The organism is Nostoc sp. FACHB-892, assembly GCF_014698795.1.
GTDB lineage: Bacteria > Cyanobacteriota > Cyanobacteriia > Cyanobacteriales > Nostocaceae > Nostoc.
In genome coordinates, this window is the sequence record NZ_JACJTR010000033.1 from 1 (window position 1) to 21,041 (window position 21,041).

The following is a 21,041-nucleotide window of genomic DNA, read 5'->3' on the forward strand; positions in this document are numbered from 1 at the left end:
CATTTCATGTGCATTTTTATAGTACAAAAATACTCTTTATGAGCGATCGCCTCTGCCAGTTACGTCAGTTATATAGTACTAAAGTACCAGTAATTAGCGATCGCCTGTGCCAGTTGCGTAAGTCCTGTTAGCGTAATAACGCAGGGGTTCAATGGTGGCATCTTGGTCAGGAATTACATTCAAGGATGTACAACGAGAAGGCGATCGCAAATCTGTTTCGATAATTAAGGTTCTTTTACCAGCACGGGCTGAAGCTATACCCAAGTTATATGCACTTGCTGTCTTACCCTCTAGGCTACTGGTGCTAGTAATCAACACCACTTTCAAGGCGTTACCACCAATTCGGCGCAGATTACTACGGAATTTTTCATAAAATTCTAAATAAGGAGAATCCGCAGAAAGTACCACCGGCACTGCTTCTTGAGGCAAATCATCAACTGGCATTAAAGGCAATTCTCCCAACAGTGGCACTTCCCGTTGCTTGAGGCTCTGGCGAATATCTTCTCTGGTTTTGAAAGTCCCTTCCAGCGCTCCCAACAAAAATATTACCCCACCACCAATTAAAGCACCTAATAAACCACCCACAGCAAGGGTAATAGGTACACTCTTAGGAGGTTTTATCTCCGCAGCTGCTGTGGGGCGTCTGGCAATGCTAAGGCTGCTGGTAGTTTCTGCCTCTGCGGTTTTAGAATCGGTTAGCTTTGCCTGCATTTGGTCATATATGGCTTTTTTAAGTCCAACCTCTTGTTCTAAACGCGATCGCTCTAATTGTTTATTGGGTATCAGAGAATACTCTCGCCGTAGTCGCGCTTCTTGTCGGATTTCTTGAGCTAGTTGTTGTTGCAGCGTCTCCCGTTGGGTTTGCAGAGACACCATTTGATTTGCCAACTGCTGGCGGGCTGGATCCAAGCTACTTTGGGCGCGGATACCTGCGACGCTACCCCGAAGCGGAGCCGCCGTACCATCACCACCTAATACTTCAGAAGCACGTTGTTGCAACAATTCCTCAGCAGCTTGTTTCTGACGCTGCAACTGAACCATCGTTGGGTGTTCTGGTCGCAAATCTTTTCTGAGTAAGGCAATTTGCGACTCACTTTGATAAATTTGCGCTCGCAAGTTCCCAATAATTGGATCGGCACTCAAAGCAGAAGAAACATAAGCCTGTCCGACTGATAAACCTAACTTATCTTCTAAACTGCGAACTTGACCATCAACCCCAGAAATAGTTAATTGAATTTGCCGTTGTAGATTTTGGCTGTTAGTAATAGCACTTAACAAGCTACCATTCTCTGCTGCTAATATTGCCGTTCGCTCTATGCGATCGTACTGTTCCAGCCTCTTTTCTGCAATTTGCAATTCCCGTTTAGCTTGTGGTAAACGCTCATTAATCTTTTCAATAATTGCTTGTAATCGCCCAGTATTGATGTCACTACTCAACTTAATCATCGATTGCATCAATTCAGTCAAGACCTCTATGGCTCGTTTGGGGTCACTATCTACATATTTCAGTTCAAAAATACTTGTTTCAAGTTCTCCAGTCCTGGGATTTTTTTTAGGTAAAGTAAGGACAACATTTGTACCCAGTTGTTGCGGTTTAACATTTACTTTCTCTGCCACTGTCGCAATTATCTGGTTTGATAATAAAACATCCTGATTTAGTTCCTTTCCTTGCTGCTGGATTTGACTACCAGTTGCAGAGAAAGAAACTGGTGGCCCAGCATAGGTAAGTGCGGCAGATGCTATGTAGTTAATAGGTGGCTCTGGCTGCATAGCCACCACCGTTGACCCCACTACAACTAAACCAAAACTAGCTAGTCCAATCCACTTGTATTTTTCAAAAGCAATAAGATAGCGTTTAACAATTGGTGGGGTCATGGTCGCTTCGCTCCAATTCAAAATTCAAAATTCAAAATTCAAAATTTAGGAAGCACCAAACTAAAAATAGTGGCTTTGATACAAGGCAAGGGCGCTATTAACTTCCTACTGTATATCTCAATTGATATCTTTAAATATTTTAATAAATTCAAAATGAACTTGGAGATGTGGCTTTCTCCACTCCAAACTCTTTCCAACCTGTATCCTTCTTTTAGAGCCACTAATTTTACCTACCGCCAAAGTTGTCAAAAAATCGGAGGAAGGACTGGACATTGAAGAAGGGTTGGGTAATGGTAGTCAAGAAATTAGTAATTCTACCGATGAGGTTCCTACCAACAACAAGAACATCATTATCTTGAAGAGCCACATTTTGAGATGCATCGCCTCCTAGAGCTTTTTTTGCATCAAGTTTCTGGGTAACAGCTTGACCTCGTTCAGGATCAAAGCGAACCAGAGCGATGTCCCGGAGATTAGCAGTGTCGAGATTTATTCCTCCCAAAGCATCTACAAATGTACTCCCGTTAGGTAATGCTTGAATAGAAAGACCTCCGGCGGAGTAGTTTAAAACCCTGACTCTAATCTGTGGTGTAGCTAAGGATGAACGTGCAACTAAATTGCGGTCATAACCGTCATCATTACCAACTTCACGACGGGGGATGAGTATCGCATCTCCGTCTTGTAAGCGTAAATTAGGAATTGAACCGCCATCTTGCAGTGCTGCATATAAGTCAATAGTTTGTGAAATCACAGAACCATCGATTAACTTCCGGCGTATTTGCACTTGTCGCAGGTCTGCATTTAATGTTGAACCACCAGATATTAGCAAGGCATCAGCAACACGGGGTGTTGATGAATTAATCGGATAAATTCCTGGTCGAAATATTTCCCCGCTAATGGTAACTTGAACTGGTCGCGTCCCTGCCAAGGCTACTACTACGATTGGATCGGGTACAATGCTACTTAAACCCAAGCGAATTTTTTCTTGAGCTTCTTCCAAAGTTAAGCCTTGTAATGATACCGTTCCCACTTGCGGCACTACAATGTTGCCTTCTGGACTAATTACAGCTTGAAAACTTAAGTCTTGACGCTGCGTTGCTAGACCTAAAACTATTACTGGATCAACTACATAACGATTTAAACCTAAGCGGATTCTTTCTTGAGCTTCTTCCAAAGTTAAACCTTGTAATGATACCGTTCCCAGTAGCGGCACCACAATGTTACCTTCTGGGTTGATTAAAGCTTGAAAGCTCAAATCTGGAAAGCGCTGAACCGAAACGCTAATTCCATCTCCTATTCCTAAGCGGTACGGGCCAGGAGGACGCTGAAGCACAACACTAATTACATCTCCTGGCCCCAAAAGATAGCGGGTCAGTTGAGGAGAAATTTCGTCATTTGCACCTTGAGGTACAACTTCAGTACCTGGCAAAGGCGAAGGGGGTTGCCTTGGTGATTGTCCTTGAGGTAGAAAAGGCTGGGCAACAACAAGTTGGATAGGTGTTGTTAAGAAAACTCCCACTTGAAGACTGACAAAACACAGGGCGCTGGATGCACGCATATAATAACTAGAATCTATAAACATCGGTGCAGGAAAACTGATATAAGAATTAGTCGCGCCGAGTGGTCATTTTACTCTAAAAATAAATGTCCTAAATGTTTTTTTTGTCTGCAAATATTTTACCAACAAAAAGTAGAAAAATTTTGCCAATTTTAATTTATAACTTCATAATTTTACCTAAACGCGATTGTAGAGATACAACTGAAGAATCTCTGCACCAAGGCATCTTTAACAGACTCTACAAAGGGCCCGCCATCAATGCTGCTTGCACTGTTTCTCCTATAGACTGGGCCAAAGACCAAGATGTTTCTACTTGCCCTAAAGGTTCCATTGGAATCAGAATACTCACACCCACCCAAGGAGTGCGTTGCTTGCGCCACTGTGCCAATTGATCCGCCAAGAACCAGCGTAAAGGTGATGGATTTCCGCCGTCTGGCATAGCATACCATTGCAATACAGCGAAGGTTTGTTGTGGGGTGGAGGCGCGAAAAAACCTAGCTTCTACTTTCTTATCGGCATTCGAAGCCAACTTTGCAGGTGGTTTCACAGTAAATTCAGCAGAACGATATTGAGCTATATCCCACTTCCCCCAGCGCAATCTTCCCCAACCGTTAACGTCTGTCCACTCTACCTCTGGTTGATCCATAGGCCCATTTTGCGGCAGCAAAAGCAAGATTGCCTGAGATTCGGAAACTTCTTTTTTAATTACCTGCAAAGACCATTTATGTTCGCCAATTGGCTGTTCTGCTTGTTCAACAGTTTGCCAACCAGGAAGGGCTAACCCAGTCTTGCGGATCTGTTTTAGCTCGTTGAGGGTAGTAACAGGTGGTGGCTGCTTCCATTGCCATTTTCCTGTCAGATATCCGGGAACCCCTCCTATTGCTAGCAGCAGTAGCAATAACAAAAGTGCTGCTACCTGACTTAATTGGTTTTCCTTGAAGAACTTGGAGAAGGAAATCATCAGTAAAATTTTATAATACTTAGGCAAAATTTTACTTTATAAAATCACACCATGAGTTCAGTAATATTTATGAGTAGAGAAGAAGCAAGGGAGCATGGGAGAAGAGTTTTCCTCTCCGCCTCTTTTCAATGCCCCATGCCCAATAATTCTAACTTTCTGCTTCTTGCTCAGTTTCTAGAGATGCTGAAAAATAGCTATTAATCCAATTGAGTAAGGGCACTAATGACACTAACATACACGCCGAGTAGAGATCACCACCCCAACCGTCATGCAGCCATTTAAAAGCCGCTTCTTGACCTGTGCCGTGAAAGAAAGTTAGTAAAGTATTACGAATGATATTAGCAATAGTACTAACGATCGCAGCAAGAGATAAAAACGATATAGTTATGCGGCGTGAATATAAAGCGTCTGTCCAATAAAGCAGCATCAAGCCGACGTAGAGAGTCGTGAACAACATTTTCAGCCCTGCACAATAAGGGGCAACTTCCACAATCCGCCCTCCTACGTAGAGATTTATCTCATCTACGGTTACATCCATACCGAATTGATTCAGTATGAAGCCTGCTGTGCCAGCAATAAAGCTTTGCAGAGGCAATGTATAAGGAGCAATAAGATAGGGTACTGCTGTTGGGGTTGCCAAAAATACTAGTAGCAGGGGAAATCCTTGCAATCGCAAACCTGCTATTCCCTTAAACCACAAGCATAATCCCGCCAGTATCACGGGCAAGGAAAGGTTAACCCACTCTGTAACACCGCTTAGATAAAACACTGCCCCTAATAACAACAAAACAGCGCTCAAAGGATGGATCGTATCTGGTAAACGTGTCCACTTTTTCCGGTTCATCCAGCCGACATAAGCCGCAAATGGTAAACCAATAATCCCGTGGCTGAAATATTCGTGTTCTGTACTGATATTTTTGTGCAGCCAACCATCTAACCAATGTAGCAATATAGGAGCATAAAGCAGCAGCAAAATGCCTAAAATAGCTAGATATAATAAGCCTGACGCACTTCTGTTTTTAATCTGTTGCTGGAGTGCCATGATTTTTATTAGTCATTGGTCATTTGCAAAGGACAACTGGCAACTGACAAAGCACAAATGTCTAATTGCTAGATGCACATTAGGTATGAATTAACTTCAGGCTACCACGCTGCCAAGGTCAATAGGGGAGGATTCATCTACCTGAGAACTTGTTGAGACTGCATAAGCGATCGCAGCTACAACTTCTTTGACTTGGCTACTGCTCAAACCAGGATACATCGGTAATGATAAGATTTGCTGTGACAGTTTTTCTGCTTCAGGAAAATCTCCAGGCTGATAGCCTAAGTTGCTGAATGCTGGCTGGAGATGACAAGGGATTGGGTAGTGAATGCCAGTTTGAATTCCTACTGCTGTGAGTTTTTCCTGGAGTTGCTGGCGTTCTATTGGGCAAGAATCATCAACTCTAATCACATAAAGATGATACACATGGCCTGTATCACTTTGGTTTTCCATAGGGATAATACCAGCATCTGCCAAGGGTGCTAGTTCTCTATCATACTGCTGGGCAATAGTCAAGCGATCGCGATTCCACTGTGGTAAATATGGTAGCTTCTGGTGCAAGATCGCTGCTTGTAAAGTATCCAAGCGGCTATTTGTACCTGGTTCAGTATGAAAGTACTTTTGCGATGCACCATAATTTCGCAAACGCACCATCTTCTGGGCTACATCTGAATCTTGTGTCAGCAGCATTCCCCCATCCCCAAATGCTCCCAAATTTTTGCTGGGATAGAAACTAAAAGCTGCTGCTATGCCTACTGAACCGGCGTGATATCCATCTCTTTGGGCGAGGTGTGCTTGTGCTGCATCTTCAAAAATTAGAAGTTTGTAGGTATCGGCAAAGTTCAATAACTCGCGTGGTGATACCATCTGCCCATAGAGATGTACAGGGATAATTGCTTTAGTTTGAGGCGTAATTGCTTTGGCTGCGGCTTCTAGATCAATTAAGGCTGTTTGGCGATCACAATCTACTAGAATTGGCTTCGCGCCAGCCCGTTGCACCCCAATCAAGGTTGCTATAAAAGTGTTTGCGGGTAAAATCACTTCATCGCCAGCACCAATATTACACGCTTGCAATCCGAGAGCGATCGCATCTGTTCCTGATGCAACACCAACACCATAAGCTGCGCCCGATGCTGCTGCAAATGCTGCTTCAAAATCTGAGAGTGCTTGCCCTAAAATAAAATCTCCCTGTTCCAATACAGATTGGATTGCTTTTTGCAATTGTGTTTGGATTGGTTCGTGTTGTAACTTCAAGTCTACAAAAGGAACTCTAATAGTCATTTTATTCATTACCAGTTGTCCTCAAAGAGAGATTTCCTCGGATGGAAAAAATAGAAAAACCTGTACAATTTCAGTGTTAAATTGTAATAGGTTCAATCTATCGGATAAAGAGTTATATAAACTATTTTGGATTGTCAGACATCAGTGCTAACTGTCATGAGTAATAATTGCTATAAAAATTACATAAATATAATTATTGTAAGTAAATTTCCTTAAACATTGCAATAGTAATTTTCCTTTCTGTACATAAAGAATTGCAGACATTTGGTATTGTATCCTTAGCATTAGGTTACCCTGACTGAATCCAAATCTAACGCAGTCTGATCGTCAAACTCAAGCAATAAAGACTACATCAGTGATAAATAGAGAATATTCAGTACCAGTAACTAGTAACTGCTCAAGACTGCGTTACTGGCTTAATGGAAAGGGTAAAAAATTTTTGCCCCCAACTTGTTTGTTAGAGGCAAAATTAGGGAATGCTTAAAAATAGCAATTGATAACCTAGAAATAGGATTTGTATCAATTTATCAATTACAGGATCAAGAAATTATTAAGGTAGCAGTGGCAATGGTAGAGCCTGAAAACAAATTATTTGCCCTAAAGGATGGTTGGGATTCTCATGAATCGAGAGAACAACAACGCCTCAAAGCTTTGTCAGATTTAGGTTTGCGGCAATCAGAAACAATTCCGGTTTTTGAAGAAGCCACACAGACTGCTGCCCACTTTTTGGAAGCACCAATTTCCATATTGGGATTTGTGGATCAAGAACGCCATTGGTTCAAGTCAGCCGTGGGCTTATCTAGGTTGGGACTCATGAATCATTTGGCACAGAGCCGCCAACTAGCACGCCGGGAATCCTTTTGCACTCAAGTAGTAGAGAGTTCTCAAATATTTGTAATTAATGATACGCATAAGGTTACAGACTCAGTACTTGCTAGTAGTAAGTTGGTGCAAGATTATGGCATTCGTGCTTATTTAGGAGCGCCACTGATTGATGCAGAAGGAAATTGCTTGGGTGCATTGGCGGTGATGGATTTAGTGCCACGCAATTTTACAAACCGAGATATTGAGTTTTTACAAATCATAGCTCGTTGGAGCATGAGTGAATTTGAGCGTAATCGGCTCCTGCAAGGGAAACTCCAATCTAGCACTCCTGCGATCGCTCCTATATTTTCACTTCATGACGAACGTAATACTGAGATTAAAATCACCCCAGTCGCTAAAGATAAAGATAGTGGCTCTGTTTCTACCAAACAACTGAAACTGGAACTTTTAGATCAGCTAACTCAGGAGTTACGCACGCCTTTAACATCTGTACTCGGTATGGCTAGTGTTTTAGGACGTGAGATTTATGGGCCTTTGACGACTAAGCAGAGAGAATATTTAGAAATTATCCAACACAGTGGTCGGTACTTACTTTCCCTAGTAAACGAAATTACCGAACTAGGAGCTATGGATGACAACTCAACTGTGCTAAATATAGCTCCTGTAGATATCGAAATGCTATGTCAACAAGCTATCAATACCCTTGAAGAAGTAGCTAATCGCCGCGAACAAGATATTCGCCTCTCTATTGAACCGGGACGCAACCGCATTTGGCCTTTAGATAAAGACAAAGTGCGGCAAATCCTCTATCACCTGATTTTCAGTGTGATTCAACTTTCGGCTACAGGTAGCATTGTTCGGATTCATGTTTCTTACAAGGAAGATACACTCAACATTACCATTTGGGTTTCCCATCCTTGGCTAGGGGACGGGATCACTGAGGTTGATCCCTACTTCCGCCTCAATTCTTTATCACTGCTGGAGCTTACAGGTGAGGTAGCAACTTACAATAGTCATACAGAAAGCCAGGAGCAACGAGATATTTCATCAGTAGCAGTGGACAATTCAAAAAATTTGAGTGATGCCCACTCAAACTTATTTGCTGCTAGTTCAGGTATAAATGTAGCTAAATCACATGGAAGTATTTCTCGTGAAAGCTTAGGTCTTTTGCTAAGTTGTCAACTGGCAGAGTTACATAGTGGGCAAATTTTGATTCAAGGTTCACCAGAATCAGGATATCGTTATGTGCTTTCTTTGCCATTGCAACTGGCGGCTCCTTCACAATCCATTGGCGATGTCTAATCAGATCGGCGTTGGGCATTGGGAAAGACGTACTTTATAAGCTATTATGCCTTTAAATTACACAATAACTCATCAGGTTTGTTGAGTGCTGACAGTTAACAGTCAACGGTCAGCACTCAACAGTCAACACAGAAAAATGTGCAACTTAGATGGGCGATAGCTTATCTACTTGTTGTGTAATAAATATTACATTTCATTAATTCGTAGCGAATTCTCTACGTGCCTCTGCGCTTAACTCTGTGCCTCTACTCTGTGGGAAGATAAAGCGCCTATGCGTTTAAATTTCAACCCTCAATTCGTCACGATCTTACATAAAGCTGTACTAGGTACATTAAGAATTATCTTAACTTCGTATTGCCTAAAGTGGTTTTTGATTAAAGGCAGTGGCTGATGGCTGGGAATAAGAGTGTCATTATGCGATGTGCAATTTCTGTTATTACCTTTTTATAGCCATAGGCATTATGATCAATTCCAAGTTCTGCGTCGGCAGGCTAATTGATCGCAATGTTTTTTATGAATTTAGTCTGGCAACGATTTACTTTATCATCTTTACCGCTCAAAGAATACCTTGCTAGCAGTTACGTACACCGTTTTCTAGTAGGACTGTTAAGCTCTTGGCGGCAAACCAGCATCTTGATTCAGTGGGGAGATGCGATCGCAGCAGCTTTACTGAGCTTAGTATATGCGCTTGCACCTTTTACTTCGAGTACATTGGTGGGCTTGTTGCTGGTGGCTTGTGTGGGATTTTGGCTGTTGTTGACTTTATCTGATGAAGTAACACCAGCAAATGTCTCCTTAGTCACTCCCATTCACTTACTGGTATTGCTCTACTGGGGAATTGCCGCAGTAGCAACAGCATTATCACCAGTGAAAAAGGCTGCACTTAATGACTTGGCAACGTTGACCTTGTATTTGCTGCTATTTGCCCTTTGTGCCAGGATACTCAGGTCGCCTCGCCTCCGATCTTGGATTATCACACTTTATCTGCACATATCGTTAATTGTCAGCGTATATGGGTTGCGGCAATGGTTTTTTGGAGCCACAGCACTGGCAACTTGGGTTGATCCTGAATCTCCTCTGTCTAAAACAACAAGAGTCTACAGTTATTTAGGCAATCCCAATCTATTGGCTGGATACCTCTTACCAGCAGTAATTTTTAGCTTGGTGGCAATTTTTGCATGGCAAAGCTGGCTTAAAAAAGCTTTGGCATTAACAATGTTCATTGTAAATACTGCTTGCCTAATCCTCACTTTTAGTCGTGGCGGGTGGATTGGACTAGTGGTAGCAGTTTTGGCTGTGATGACATTGCTAGTTTATTGGAAAAGCGTAGAAATGCCTCCTTTTTGGCGCACTTGGTCAATACCGATTGTCTTAGGAGGTTTGATCGGGGTATTAATACTAGCAGTGATATTTGTAGAGCCTGTGCAGATCCGGGTCTTGAGCATTTTTGCTGATCGCAAAGATAGCAGTAATAATTTTCGCCGGAATGTCTGGGATGCAGTCTTTGATATGATCCGCGATCGCCCGATTTTCGGCATTGGCCCTGGCCATAATTCTTTTAATAAAGTTTATCCCCTTTACCAACGCCCTCGTTACACTGCTTTGAGCGCTTATTCTATTTTGTTAGAAGTGGCTGTAGAAACTGGCTTTGTTGGTTTAGCGTGCTTTCTCTGGCTAATAATCGTCACCTTGAATACGGCATTTCTACAGATGCGACGATTGCGACGATTGAGAAATGTAGAGGGATTTTGGTTAATTGGAGCGATCGCTATTTTGTTAGGCATGCTAGCTCATGGAACCGTAGATACTGTCTGGTATCGTCCTGAAGTTAATACCCTCTGGTGGCTCATTGTTGCCTTAATTGCTAGCTATTGGACACCTTTAACTCCAAATCAGACAAATTCATCTAACTTAGAACCAACAGTAAATTAACATAATCAAGTTGTCAGTTGTTTTTCTACTGAACAACTGACAATTTTGAAATTTTGAATCATCTACTAACAGGTCGGCGGAAATAAACCTACGATTTCATTACAGTCAAAAAGCCGAAAATTAAAGCCTTTTGACTTTTGAGAGCTAGTTGCTAAACAGCGTAGCTTGCTCCCCAGTAAGGGTACAGGTCAGGAAAACCAACGCTAGTCGGTCATGAGGGAAACTCCCTTGGCCCTAGCTTCTCGCTTTGAGAGAAGGCCGCACGCGCTGGCTCCTTTTAACTTCCGCCTTGTAGTACTAGTCCCTATAGGTAGTGGCTCCTGGAGCATTAGGGTCGCGGTAAGCGGTGGGTTGGTTCTCACTCTTTTTACCAGCCAAACCAGCCAAACCGGCTAGACCAAGTAATCCTAGCCAACCCCAATCAAAACCGTTGCGATCGTCGGAAGTGGTCGTTGTGGTCGTTCCTGAAGTAGTATTTGCTCCGGGGTCATTTGTCGTCTGAGCTTGTGCGGATAGAGTTAAAGGTAAAACTCCTATACTCAAGCTGAGAACACCAGCACTAACAGCTGTAATGAAATTACTTTTCATAAGTTGTGACAATTCCTTATGCCATCCGAAGTTACCTACCACTTTATCGATTCCCAACCTAAAGAAAATCAATCTGTGGCTATAAACTAGGAATTTTCACAACTCACGCTGTGGACATACAACATACTTCTTACAGCAATGGGTTTCTCACTCTGGTGTGGTAGTTTAGCGGCATTAACGCTCAATAGTTTTTCATTGCCCGTTGAATGTCACGCTGGTCTTGGCGTCGTTTCAGGTCTTCTCGCTTATCGTGGAGCTTTTTACCTTTGCCAAGGGCTATACTTACTTTTACCCAGCCGCGTTTGAGATACATTTTTAAAGGGATTAAAGTTAAACCCTGCTGTTCTACTGTGCCAATTAGCTTGCGAAGTTCTTTGCGATGCAACAGCAGCTTGCGTGTACGCCGTGGTTCATGATTAAAATATTGTCCACTAGCGTTATAAGGCGAGATATGCACATTGATCAACCATGCTTCACCATTGCGAAGCAAAGCATAGCCATCTTGAAGATTGACTTTACCCGCACGAATCGACTTAACCTCGGTTCCCGTCAACTCGATTCCAGCTTCGTAAGTTTCTAGAATTTCATACAAATAACGGGCTTGGCGGTTGTCGCTAATAACTTTGTAACTGTCGCTCTTGTCGCTCATTGATAATTTTGTGTGCTTTAAATGTACCTAAAAAATTATTTGGATTGGCTTGTTAATTATAGGCTGTATCTTAGAACCGCTATAAATTCTGAACTGTATATCACTAATTTAGCTTTTATAAGTTCAAAATTAAGAGTTTTATCGCAACTTTAAGTTACCTGATCCCAATTACCTGTGAGGTTGAATAGAAAAATTAGCTTAAGCTCCAAGTCTGACGAGGCCCGATTTTGTGTAGTTTTACAAATAATTGGTATGACGCCAATAATTATTAGTGATTGACTAAGGATTAATTACAAGGCACAAAGAAAGGATACTTATACTTACTTAGTTTTTAAGCAATTATTAATTATGTCAATATTAATTTACACTATGGTAAGCATTTGCTCTACCTTATTGATGAGTTGTTACAAATTACCAAGTTTTCTGTGCCTCCCAAGCGTACGGAGTCAAAGGTGAGTTTAAATTCCTTAATCCTTCCTAAGGATTTAAGATTTATTTTATAAATCACCCTTGAAGGCATTCATTACCTGGTAATCCTGTCATAGTATGAAACATAAGAACACTATTCTTGCCTGTGTTCACTGATGAAGCGCGTAGAAGCAAATTTCTGAGTAAAAAAATGCTAGGGGTGTATTGTCCATGCCCTTGACGATCCTTGTAGTGGATGATGATTTGGGCACTCGTCTGTCTGTTAGCGACTATCTTGAACTGTCTGGCTACTCAGTGATCACGGCTAATGACGGTCAAGAGGCTTTGGTTATGGTGGATGAGTATCATCCTGATTTGATTGTTACGGATATCGTTATGCCACAGATGAATGGTTATGAACTAGTGCGTCGGGTGCGTCAACAACCAGTGTTTCGGTTATTGCCTGTCATTTTATTAACAGCCCGAACGAAGACCCAAGAAAGAATTTTGGGCTACCAATCAGGGTGTGATTTATACTTACCCAAGCCTTTTGAATTGGAAGAGTTAGCAGCAGCAATCCGCAATCTTTTGGAGCGATCGCAAATTATTCAATCGGAGTACCGATTTTCTCATAAAGAGAGTTTGGGCATTTCCGCCTCGACAAAAGCGGCGGATGCCCATAATTCTCTGTCCACTCAAATTCATAAATCCCATCTGCACTCATCCCTAACTCATAGAGAACAGGAAGTCTTAGAGTTATTGACTCATGGTCTTTCTAATGCCGATATGGGTCATCAGCTACACCTGAGTCCTCGCACAGTGGAAAAGTACGTCAGCAGTTTATTGAGAAAAACCTCAACCAGCAACCGAGCAGAATTAGTGCGTTTTGCGATGAAGCATGGTTTGGTGGAATAAAAAAATGAGGAGTTAAAAGTGAGGAGTGAGGAATTAAAACTCCTAACTCCTAGCTCCTAACTCCTAACTCCTAACTTTTGTGAGCAGACCTTCACAAGCATCAATGAGTAAATCAATAACCTGATTAAATCCCTCTTGGCCGCCGTAATAGGGATCTGGAACTTCCTTTAGGGTGTGCCGAGAGCAAAACTCGCACATCAAACGCACTTTATGCTGATACTGCTTAGTTTGATCAAGAGCGATGATGTTCTCATAATTTTCCTGATCCATCGCTAAAATTAAATCAAAGTCTTGAAAGTCTGACTTTTGAAACTGGCGTGCTTGACCACGCAGTTTAATTCCCAACTTTGTAGCAGCCGCAGCACTCATGCGTCTGTCAGGTGGGCTACCAATGTGATAACTAGATGTACCAGCTGAGTCACAGAGGATGTGTTCGTTCAAGCCAGCCTGCTCAATTAGATGATTCATAATGTTTTCTGCCGATGGCGATCGGCAGATGTTACCTAAGCAGACAAATAACAACTTGTAAGCCATAGATATTTTCTGTCTTTTGTCAAGAGTCAAAAGTCATTTGACCAATGAGCAATGACTAATGACTTTTGACTAAAATCCAGGAAGTTCCAGTCCACTGGTCAAATCTTCCATGCGTTCCCGCATTGTTGCAGTGGACTTGTTGTAGGCTTCTTTCATTGCTACCGTTACGAGATCAGAAAGTACTTCTGCACCTTCCCCTAGAGCATCTGGAGAAATTTCTACCCGCTTGGGTTCTTGGTTCCCACTTACAATCACCTTGACTAGACCACCGCCAGATTCTCCTTGAATCTCCATTTGCTCCAATTCTTCTTGGAGTCGCTTTGCACCTTCTTGAACTTGCTGTGCTTTTTTAAAAGCTTCGGCTAGTTCCTTCATTTTTCCTAAGCCAAAGCCGAATCCCTGTCCTTTTCCTGTCATAATTATATTTACGCTTGTGCGTTGAATAACAAATCAAATTCAATTATAGATGCGGTAAGTAATTTGCCTATTTTTTTACTAATAATTAATGCGTCATAGAATGGGGAGTGGGGAGTAGGGAGTAGGGAATAGGGTATCAGTTATTTCTCTCTGCCTGCCCTGCTTCCCTTTTCCCTGATTCCCCACTCACCACTCCCTACTCCCCATTCCCTATCCACAAGCACCTTGAAACTCTCCGAGCATTTTGACTTCTGGCTCTAAATTAATAGACCAACGTTCTTGTACCTGATGTTGGATGTGGCGAATGAGGCAAAAAATATCACTAGCTTTTGCCCCACCCCGGTTAACGATAAAATTAGCATGAAGTAGTGCTACTTGCGCTCCACCAATTTGGTAGCCTTTCAGACCAGTTTGTTCAATTAACCAGCCAGCACTATAAGGTTTGGGATTGCGGAATACACTCCCACAGCTAGGGAAGTTGTATGGTTGGGTGCTTAACCGATGCTTTTTGTGTTCTTTAGTGATTGCCACAACTTTTGCTGGGTCTGCACCTGGCGCGAGTTGTAAGGTGGCTTGGGTGACTATGCGATCGCCACCTTGCAATAATGAAGTTCGATAGCCATAACCTAACTGATCGGCGGTAAGAGTTTCCAGCGTACCATCGGGTGAAAGTACCTCGGCACTAACTAACATATCTGCGATACAGTTATTATGTGCCCCTGCATTCATCACCACTGCACCTCCGGCTGTTCCAGGGATACCAACAGCCCACTCCAATCCTTCCCACCCTAACTCTGCTGCCGCCAATGCCAAGCTAGGAATTGATTCTCCAGCAGCAACAGTTAATTGACCGGTTTGGGGGTCAAAGTTGCTGAAGCGGAGATGACGAGTGGCAATGACTAAGCCTGATATGCCGCGATCGCTCACTAGCAGGTTAGAACCTGCTCCTAGTGTTGTTACCTTTAAATCACGTTCTTTTGCGTATTTAAGACTTGCTTGCAGTGCTTCTAAGTTTCGGGGGGCAACATACAAATCAGCTGCTCCCCCAACTCGATAGGAAGTAAACGCTGACAAGCAAGCCTGGGGCTTGATCGTACAATCAGTATTAGGTAAGTAAATAACTTCACTGTCCACCGAATTAACCGTTTGATGTTTCTTTGTATTCAAAGCAGAAACTGTGCAGACGTTTCCAGCTGCCTGGGAAATGGTCATCTTTACTTTTTTTGGGTAAAATTTTTACGTTTATTTACCGCAAAGATACGGTAATAGAGTTCACAAATGAAACCGTTGCTAGAAGAGTGCTTTGTTCAGAAATAAAACTTCGCAAAGTTTCCACTTAAGATGTGGCTTTAGCAGGTTCGCAAAGTGTCGTAATTATTTCAGGAATAACCTGATTCAAGTTCCCAGCCCCTAAAAACAGCGCCAAGTCTCCTGGGCGTAGTGTTTGCAGCAAGAACTCACACACTGAGGATAAAGTTGGTTGATAAACTACAGGAGAATGCTGTTTAGCAATTTCCGCCGCTAGATGTTCGCCAGTAATTTGCCCTAAATTGGGTTCACCTGCACTGTAAATATCAGTCAGCACAACCAAATCAGCATGAGTAAACGACTCGGCAAATTCTTCTAAAAATGTGAGTGTCCGGCTATAGCGATGGGGTTGGAAGATTGCAACTACTCTTTGTCCTGGTCTTGCCTGTAAACGTGCTGCGGCAAGAGTAGCGCGAATCTCGCTGGGATGATGAGCATAGTCATCAATGAAGGTAATACCATCAACTTCACCTCGGAACTCAAAGCGACGTCTTGCTCCTTCAAAGGTGGCAATACCTTTAGCGATTTCTCCAAATTCTAAGCCCAAGGCGCGACCAACGGCCACTGCTGCTAAGGCATTACTGAGATTGTGCCGACTGAGCAGCCGCAATTTCAACACGCCCAAAGCTTTGCCTCTTTCCCAAACTAGAGCCGTGGTGCCATCAGCACGATAATCAATATTAGTAACGGTATAGTCAGCGTCTGTATCTGAATGTAAACTGTAGCTGATTGTAGGTTGCAAGCGATCGCGCACTGTAGGACAGTCAATGCTACCTATCAACGTTTTACAACTTTGAGCAAACGTCTGAAAGATGTCAATTACTTCTTCTAATGTATCGTAATGGTCAGGATGATCGAGTTCAATATTGGTGATGATGCCAATCTCTGGAGCGTGTTTTACCAAGGAACCATCAGATTCATCTGCTTCGGCTACCAAATATTGGCTTTGTCCCAATCGAGCATTACCTTCCCAAGCATTGACTTCGCCACCAACTAAAATCGTTGGGTCTAGGCCAGCTTCTAAAAGCATATAGCCAATCATGCTACTGGTTGTAGTTTTGCCGTGTGTTCCTGCCACTGCAATACTGTGGTAATCGGCAATCAAAGCTGCTAGTACATCTGAACGATGAAAAATTGGGCAACCTAGTTCTAGTGCTGCTTTGTATTCTAAATTATTTGTGTTAATTGCTGTTGAACAAATGACTTGAGGTAGTTTTGACTTAGTATCAGCAGGTAATTGTTCTTGTGAATTTAATACTACTGCATTAACTAATACTTGAGGGCGAAAGAATTCAAGATTGCTTGCCTCTTGTCTACCAAAAATATGAGCGCCGATAGATTCCAATTTGTGCGTAATGTGGTTAGGACGAAGATCCGAACCTGATACTGGAAATTGACGCTTGGCAAGAACGTATGCCAGAGCAGACATACCTATGCCGCCGATACCAATGAAATGAAATGGTCTACCACTAAAATCTACAGAATTAGTCATTTCTTGCTCCTTTTACACCACACCACACCATGAATCACAAATGACACGCGTATCATAACAGGAATTTGATTTTTACCGTAACTAGCTCCTATATCATGTTTATGTTTAATGCCCAAATGATGATTCCGCTTTGGTTTTCCTTGTTCAGAATGATTTTACCTTGGTTGGAGGTTTTTGCTATTTCTGAACTGTTGTTAAGATTATTCTGAAAATTTTGACCGCATCGGGAAAGAAATTCTTGTAATGTCAAATACATATTTTTGACTACCTTACTGGAATTGGCTACATCATACATTGTTAGTGAAACTGATTTTAAATTGCATCAAGTTTAGGACTGAATTGAGTACAATAGTACATTGGTAATGAAACTATTTTTCAATTGCATAAAACCCAGGCATAACTGGATGCAGCAATTAGCAATTTTTGGTGGCACATTTGATCCAATTCATTGGGGACACCTGCTCGTAGCCGAGACAGCTTTGCATCAAGTATCCCTTGAAAAGGTAATTTGGGTGCCATCCCTAAATCCTCCTCACAAAAAAGCAGCTTTGTTTGAGCATCGTGTAGCAATGCTGCAATTAGCCATAAAAGATAACCCAGCGTTTACCGCCTCACTAGTGGAGGCAAATCGCTCTGGGACTTCCTATGCCATGAACACGCTGAAGGATTTATCTGCTTCTTACCCAAATACTCACTGGTACTGGATTGTGGGCTTGGATACTTTCCAAACCTTACCCCGTTGGTACCGTGGACACGAACTAGCACAAATGTGTGATTGGTTAATCGCACCCCGACTGCTAGGTGGTGAGACTATAACTCAAAGCAAATTAATCTGCAAGCAAGTAGAGGAACAACTCAAAGAGCAATCACATACCATTCACTGGCAACTCTTAGATATACCTTTAGTAGGAGTTTCGTCAAGTCTAATTCGCAAATTTTGCTGCGATCGCCAGTCAATTCGTTATTTAGTCCCGGAAACGGTTAGATCATATATCACTAACAACAATCTCTACTCGAACAAATCTGAATAAATTATGTGTTTTTTTATTGATCTAACACTTTATCGTTAAAAGTGCCCCCCCCCTTTGCGATATGATTGGGGTCAACGATATCAACATATAAGCATAAATACAGAGGGCAAGACACTGTGATTAGAGTTGCAATCAACGGTTTCGGGCGGATTGGACGTAACTTTGCACGCTGCTGGGTGGGTAGAGAGAATAGTCAAATCGACCTTGTGGCCATTAATGACACTTCAGACCCTAGAACCAATGCTCATCTGCTGAAGTATGACTCAATGCTAGGGAAGATCAAAGATGCTGAGATTAGTGCCGATGATAACTCTATCATCGTTAACGGTAAGACCATTAAGTGCGTATCCGATCGCAACCCAGAAAACTTGCCCTGGAAAGATTGGGGAATTGACTTAATTATCGAAGCAACCGGGGTGTTTACTAGCAAAGAAGGAGCGCTCAAGCATGTCAATGCTGGAGCCAAGAAAGTTCTGATTACCGCTCCTGGCAAAAATGAGGATGGCACTTTTGTGGTTGGTGTGAATCATCACGACTATGACCACAACAAACACCACATTATCAGTAACGCTAGCTGTACTACCAACTGCTTGGCACCAATCGCCAAGGTGTTGAACGATAAGTTCGGCATCATCAAAGGCACGATGACCACCACCCATAGCTACACAGGTGACCAACGTTTGCTAGACGCTTCTCACCGGGATTTGCGACGGGCGAGGGCAGCAGCGATAAACATTGTACCCACCTCTACTGGTGCAGCAAAAGCAGTAGCGCTGGTTATCCCAGACCTCAAAGGCAAGCTAAATGGTGTTGCCTTGCGTGTACCTACCCCGAACGTCTCAATGGTAGATTTCGTAGTTCAGGTTGAGAAGCGTACTATTACTGAAGAAGTTAACCAAGCTCTCAAAGATGCTTCCGAAGGGCCACTCAAAGGCATTTTGGACTATAGCCAACTAGAATTGGTATCTTCCGATTATCAAGGTAGCGATGCTTCTTCGATTGTCGATTCCAGCTTGACTTTGGTTATGGGCAATGACCTAGTAAAAGTTATGGCGTGGTATGACAACGAGTGGGGTTACAGCCAACGAGTTTTGGATTTGGCAGAATTAGTAGCCGCGAAGTGGGTTTAATTAAAAAGTTAGGAGTGAGGAGTGAGGAGTTAGGAATTAAAACTCATAACTCATAACTCCTAACTATTGAAATGTTGAAATCCCTGGCTGAGACTGAGAACTTGGTCAGGGAATTTTTTTTGTTCGTCGTGCAATAGTACTGTTGATCCAGATGTAATGCTGCCTATGATCGCAGCACCTTCACCAAGATGTTGCACTAAAGCTGATGCTAACTCTTCTGGTAAGCACAGCACTAATTCAAAATCTTCGCCACCATATAGAGCATATTCCAGCGCTTGCTCTTGTGTCAGCCAATGGTTAAAAGTTTTTGCTACAGGAATTTCTCTTCGTTCTAAAACAGCGCCAACACTACTGGCGCGGCAAATTTGAATAATCGCATCTGCCAAACCATCGCTGCTATCCATACCAGCAATGAGGAATTGAGAGTTAGGAGTTAGGAGTTGGGAGTTAGGAGTTAAGATTTTCCAGAGGATTGGTAAAACATCTAATCGTGGCTGTGGGCGTTGGTGGGCGCGGATTAGAGCCGTGCGTTCTGTATCTTTGAGGTTTTGTCCTAATTCGGGATGCAAGAGTAATTCTAAACCAGCTCTTGAGGCTCCATGAATGCCTGTAACCACGATCGCATCCCCCACTACAGCAGCAGAACGGCGGATAATTTGACTAGGGTTAACTTGACCAAAAGCGGTGATTGCTAGAGTAGTCACGGGCGATCGCACGACATCACCCCCGACAATTGAGGTATTGTATTTTTGCAAGCATTCTGTCATTCCCTGGTACAGTCGCTCAACCCAACTCACCCTAACTTCACCGGGGAGTCCTAACCCGACAGTAATTCCCAATGGGGAAGCACCCATTGCTGCTAAATCTGATAAATTGGCAGCAGCAGCCCGCCAACCAGCATCTTCTGGGGAAGTGGTAACGTTACTAAAATGTACGCCATCAATCAGCATATCTGCTGTTACTACCAAAGATTGCTCTGGTGCAGTCACAAGTACTGCCGCATCATCCCCAATAATTTCTGGTGGACAGAAACGCTGCAATCTTTCTAAAAGACCTTGTTCACCAATCTCTTGTACTTGTAGAGAAGATAACTTACTGTTCACAATCGGTTTTCCGCGTTGCAAAATTACTAAGAAAACTGATGATTTGCTTTACTGTTTAATATAAGGGTATCGTCTAGGAGTCAGTTGGGATGGTAACAACACCAGTAACCAGCATCACATTTGAGGAGTACTTAACCTATGATGATGGTAACGGTTCCCATTATGAACTGATGGATGGCAAGCTAGAGCTAATGAACCCACCTACTATTGAACATTTTCTGATTCCCAAATTTCTTGAGCAATTACTAGATGCAGAAATCAAACGTTGCAGCTCACCTTGGCTGAGTTTTCGGGAAAGTGGGGTGAGAACGGGTAGAAATAAATCTAGGTTGATTGATTTGTGTGTAGTGACAGTGGAACAAGCCAGAGAATTGTTGAATGCCTCGGCAGTATTTCAGTCTCCCCCGTTACTAATTGTCGAGGTGGTCAGTCCAGAGTCGGTGAAACGGGACTATCGCTATAAGCGCTCTGAATATGCGGCCTTAGAGGTTCCTGAATATTGGATTGTAGATCCGTTAGAAGGAAAGATTTCAGTGTTATTACTGGAAGATGGATTTTACGAAGAAACAGTTTTTAACGCCAATCAGCAAATTGTATCACGGACTTTTCCAGAATTAGCGGTCGCAGTTGATCAGATATTCACCGCCGGAAATCTGAATCAGGGGAGACGGGATTAATCGCGCCTGTACAAAA

Annotated in this window: 17 protein-coding genes and 1 pseudogene; 6 read left to right on the forward strand and 12 right to left on the reverse strand. The window is 42.7% G+C overall.

Annotated features, from left to right (window positions below; genetic code table 11):
* Positions 1 to 129: 129 nt before the first annotated feature.
* The 5 genes and pseudogenes from H6G96_RS29375 to H6G96_RS29395 form a co-directional block, all read right to left on the reverse strand.
* Positions 130 to 1,875, reverse strand: a pseudogene (locus H6G96_RS29375) (lipopolysaccharide biosynthesis); the annotation flags it as partial.
* A 226-nt stretch (positions 1,876 to 2,101) separates the two neighbouring features.
* Positions 2,102 to 3,454, reverse strand: coding sequence for a polysaccharide biosynthesis/export family protein (locus H6G96_RS29380; RefSeq protein ID WP_190916165.1), 1,353 nt, complete (start codon positions 3,452 to 3,454; stop codon positions 2,102 to 2,104).
* 214 nt (positions 3,455 to 3,668) lie between these two features.
* Complete coding sequence (locus H6G96_RS29385; RefSeq protein WP_190916167.1) at positions 3,669 to 4,391, reverse strand: cyanoexosortase B system-associated protein; 723 nt, start codon at positions 4,389 to 4,391, stop codon at positions 3,669 to 3,671.
* Between the two features lie 148 nt (positions 4,392 to 4,539).
* A complete protein-coding gene (crtB, locus tag H6G96_RS29390) occupies positions 4,540 to 5,433 on the reverse strand; it encodes a cyanoexosortase B (protein WP_190916170.1) in 894 nt (297 codons plus the stop codon).
* A gap of 96 nt (positions 5,434 to 5,529) precedes the next feature.
* Entirely contained in the window at positions 5,530 to 6,714 is a 1,185-nt protein-coding gene (locus H6G96_RS29395) for a DegT/DnrJ/EryC1/StrS aminotransferase family protein (RefSeq protein WP_190916270.1), read from the reverse strand.
* A gap of 567 nt (positions 6,715 to 7,281) precedes the next feature.
* On the opposite strand from H6G96_RS29395, the gene H6G96_RS29400 reads away from it, so the two are divergent.
* Both H6G96_RS29400 and H6G96_RS29405 read left to right on the forward strand, forming a co-directional pair.
* Entirely contained in the window at positions 7,282 to 8,841 is a 1,560-nt protein-coding gene (locus H6G96_RS29400; protein WP_190916172.1) for a GAF domain-containing sensor histidine kinase, read from the forward strand.
* A gap of 513 nt (positions 8,842 to 9,354) precedes the next feature.
* Complete coding sequence (locus H6G96_RS29405) at positions 9,355 to 10,773, forward strand: IctB family putative bicarbonate transporter (RefSeq protein WP_190916174.1); 1,419 nt, start codon at positions 9,355 to 9,357, stop codon at positions 10,771 to 10,773.
* Between the two features lie 297 nt (positions 10,774 to 11,070).
* Here the strand turns inward: H6G96_RS29405 and H6G96_RS29410 are convergent, their stop codons facing one another.
* Entirely contained in the window at positions 11,071 to 11,361 is a 291-nt protein-coding gene (locus H6G96_RS29410; protein ID WP_190916177.1) for a WGxxGxxG family protein, read from the reverse strand.
* Between the two features lie 181 nt (positions 11,362 to 11,542).
* Entirely contained in the window at positions 11,543 to 12,010 is a 468-nt protein-coding gene (smpB, locus tag H6G96_RS29415) for an SsrA-binding protein SmpB (RefSeq protein WP_100900463.1), read from the reverse strand.
* 639 nt (positions 12,011 to 12,649) lie between these two features.
* Here smpB and H6G96_RS29420 point away from each other — a divergent pair.
* A complete protein-coding gene (locus H6G96_RS29420; RefSeq protein WP_190916179.1) occupies positions 12,650 to 13,333 on the forward strand; it encodes a response regulator transcription factor in 684 nt (227 codons plus the stop codon).
* Positions 13,334 to 13,396: 63 nt separating this feature from the next.
* Here the strand turns inward: H6G96_RS29420 and H6G96_RS29425 are convergent, their stop codons facing one another.
* The 4 genes from H6G96_RS29425 to murC form a co-directional block, all read right to left on the reverse strand.
* Positions 13,397 to 13,867 carry a low molecular weight protein-tyrosine-phosphatase gene (locus H6G96_RS29425; RefSeq protein WP_190916181.1) on the reverse strand — a complete coding sequence of 157 codons (471 nt, stop codon included), beginning with the start codon at positions 13,865 to 13,867 and terminating at the stop codon, positions 13,397 to 13,399.
* Between the two features lie 69 nt (positions 13,868 to 13,936).
* The gene (locus H6G96_RS29430) at positions 13,937 to 14,284 is read right to left on the reverse strand and encodes a YbaB/EbfC family nucleoid-associated protein (protein ID WP_190730567.1); all 348 of its coding nucleotides are present in this window, start codon (positions 14,282 to 14,284) and stop codon (positions 13,937 to 13,939) included.
* A gap of 210 nt (positions 14,285 to 14,494) precedes the next feature.
* Entirely contained in the window at positions 14,495 to 15,496 is a 1,002-nt protein-coding gene (murB, locus tag H6G96_RS29435) for a UDP-N-acetylmuramate dehydrogenase (RefSeq protein ID WP_190916183.1), read from the reverse strand.
* A 124-nt stretch (positions 15,497 to 15,620) separates the two neighbouring features.
* Complete coding sequence (murC, locus tag H6G96_RS29440) at positions 15,621 to 17,084, reverse strand: UDP-N-acetylmuramate--L-alanine ligase (protein ID WP_190916185.1); 1,464 nt, start codon at positions 17,082 to 17,084, stop codon at positions 15,621 to 15,623.
* Positions 17,085 to 17,488: 404 nt separating this feature from the next.
* On the opposite strand from murC, the gene nadD reads away from it, so the two are divergent.
* Both nadD and H6G96_RS29450 read left to right on the forward strand, forming a co-directional pair.
* On the forward strand, positions 17,489 to 18,115 hold the full coding sequence (gene nadD, locus H6G96_RS29445) for a nicotinate (nicotinamide) nucleotide adenylyltransferase (RefSeq protein ID WP_190916187.1): 627 nt from the start codon (positions 17,489 to 17,491) through the stop codon (positions 18,113 to 18,115).
* 116 nt (positions 18,116 to 18,231) lie between these two features.
* Positions 18,232 to 19,245, forward strand: coding sequence for a type I glyceraldehyde-3-phosphate dehydrogenase (locus H6G96_RS29450; protein WP_190916190.1), 1,014 nt, complete (start codon positions 18,232 to 18,234; stop codon positions 19,243 to 19,245).
* A gap of 59 nt (positions 19,246 to 19,304) precedes the next feature.
* Here the strand turns inward: H6G96_RS29450 and thiL are convergent, their stop codons facing one another.
* Positions 19,305 to 20,348 (reverse strand): thiamine-phosphate kinase, encoded by a 1,044-nt coding sequence (thiL, locus tag H6G96_RS29455; protein ID WP_190916192.1) that lies wholly within the window; start codon positions 20,346 to 20,348, stop codon positions 19,305 to 19,307.
* An 89-nt stretch (positions 20,349 to 20,437) separates the two neighbouring features.
* Here thiL and H6G96_RS29460 point away from each other — a divergent pair, with 89 nt between their 5' ends.
* Positions 20,438 to 21,025, forward strand: coding sequence for a Uma2 family endonuclease (locus H6G96_RS29460; RefSeq protein WP_190916194.1), 588 nt, complete (start codon positions 20,438 to 20,440; stop codon positions 21,023 to 21,025).
* Positions 21,026 to 21,041 lie beyond the last annotated feature (16 nt).

Coding starts and splice junctions, on each gene's coding strand:
- nadD (WP_190916187.1), top strand. CDS start 17,489: ATGCAGCAATTAGCAATTTTTGGTGGCACATTTGATCCAATTCATTGG.
- H6G96_RS29460 (WP_190916194.1), top strand. CDS start 20,438: ATGGTAACAACACCAGTAACCAGCATCACATTTGAGGAGTACTTAACC.
- H6G96_RS29425 (WP_190916181.1), bottom strand. CDS start 13,867: ATGGCTTACAAGTTGTTATTTGTCTGCTTAGGTAACATCTGCCGATCG.
- H6G96_RS29420 (WP_190916179.1), top strand. CDS start 12,650: ATGCCCTTGACGATCCTTGTAGTGGATGATGATTTGGGCACTCGTCTG.
- H6G96_RS29410 (WP_190916177.1), bottom strand. CDS start 11,361: ATGAAAAGTAATTTCATTACAGCTGTTAGTGCTGGTGTTCTCAGCTTG.
- murB (WP_190916183.1), bottom strand. CDS start 15,496: ATGACCATTTCCCAGGCAGCTGGAAACGTCTGCACAGTTTCTGCTTTG.
- H6G96_RS29405 (WP_190916174.1), top strand. CDS start 9,355: ATGAATTTAGTCTGGCAACGATTTACTTTATCATCTTTACCGCTCAAA.
- H6G96_RS29430 (WP_190730567.1), bottom strand. CDS start 14,284: ATGACAGGAAAAGGACAGGGATTCGGCTTTGGCTTAGGAAAAATGAAG.
- H6G96_RS29395 (WP_190916270.1), bottom strand. CDS start 6,714: ATGACTATTAGAGTTCCTTTTGTAGACTTGAAGTTACAACACGAACCA.
- H6G96_RS29400 (WP_190916172.1), top strand. CDS start 7,282: ATGGTAGAGCCTGAAAACAAATTATTTGCCCTAAAGGATGGTTGGGAT.
- smpB (WP_100900463.1), bottom strand. CDS start 12,010: ATGAGCGACAAGAGCGACAGTTACAAAGTTATTAGCGACAACCGCCAA.
- H6G96_RS29385 (WP_190916167.1), bottom strand. CDS start 4,391: ATGATTTCCTTCTCCAAGTTCTTCAAGGAAAACCAATTAAGTCAGGTA.
- H6G96_RS29380 (WP_190916165.1), bottom strand. CDS start 3,454: ATGTTTATAGATTCTAGTTATTATATGCGTGCATCCAGCGCCCTGTGT.
- murC (WP_190916185.1), bottom strand. CDS start 17,084: ATGACTAATTCTGTAGATTTTAGTGGTAGACCATTTCATTTCATTGGT.
- crtB (WP_190916170.1), bottom strand. CDS start 5,433: ATGGCACTCCAGCAACAGATTAAAAACAGAAGTGCGTCAGGCTTATTA.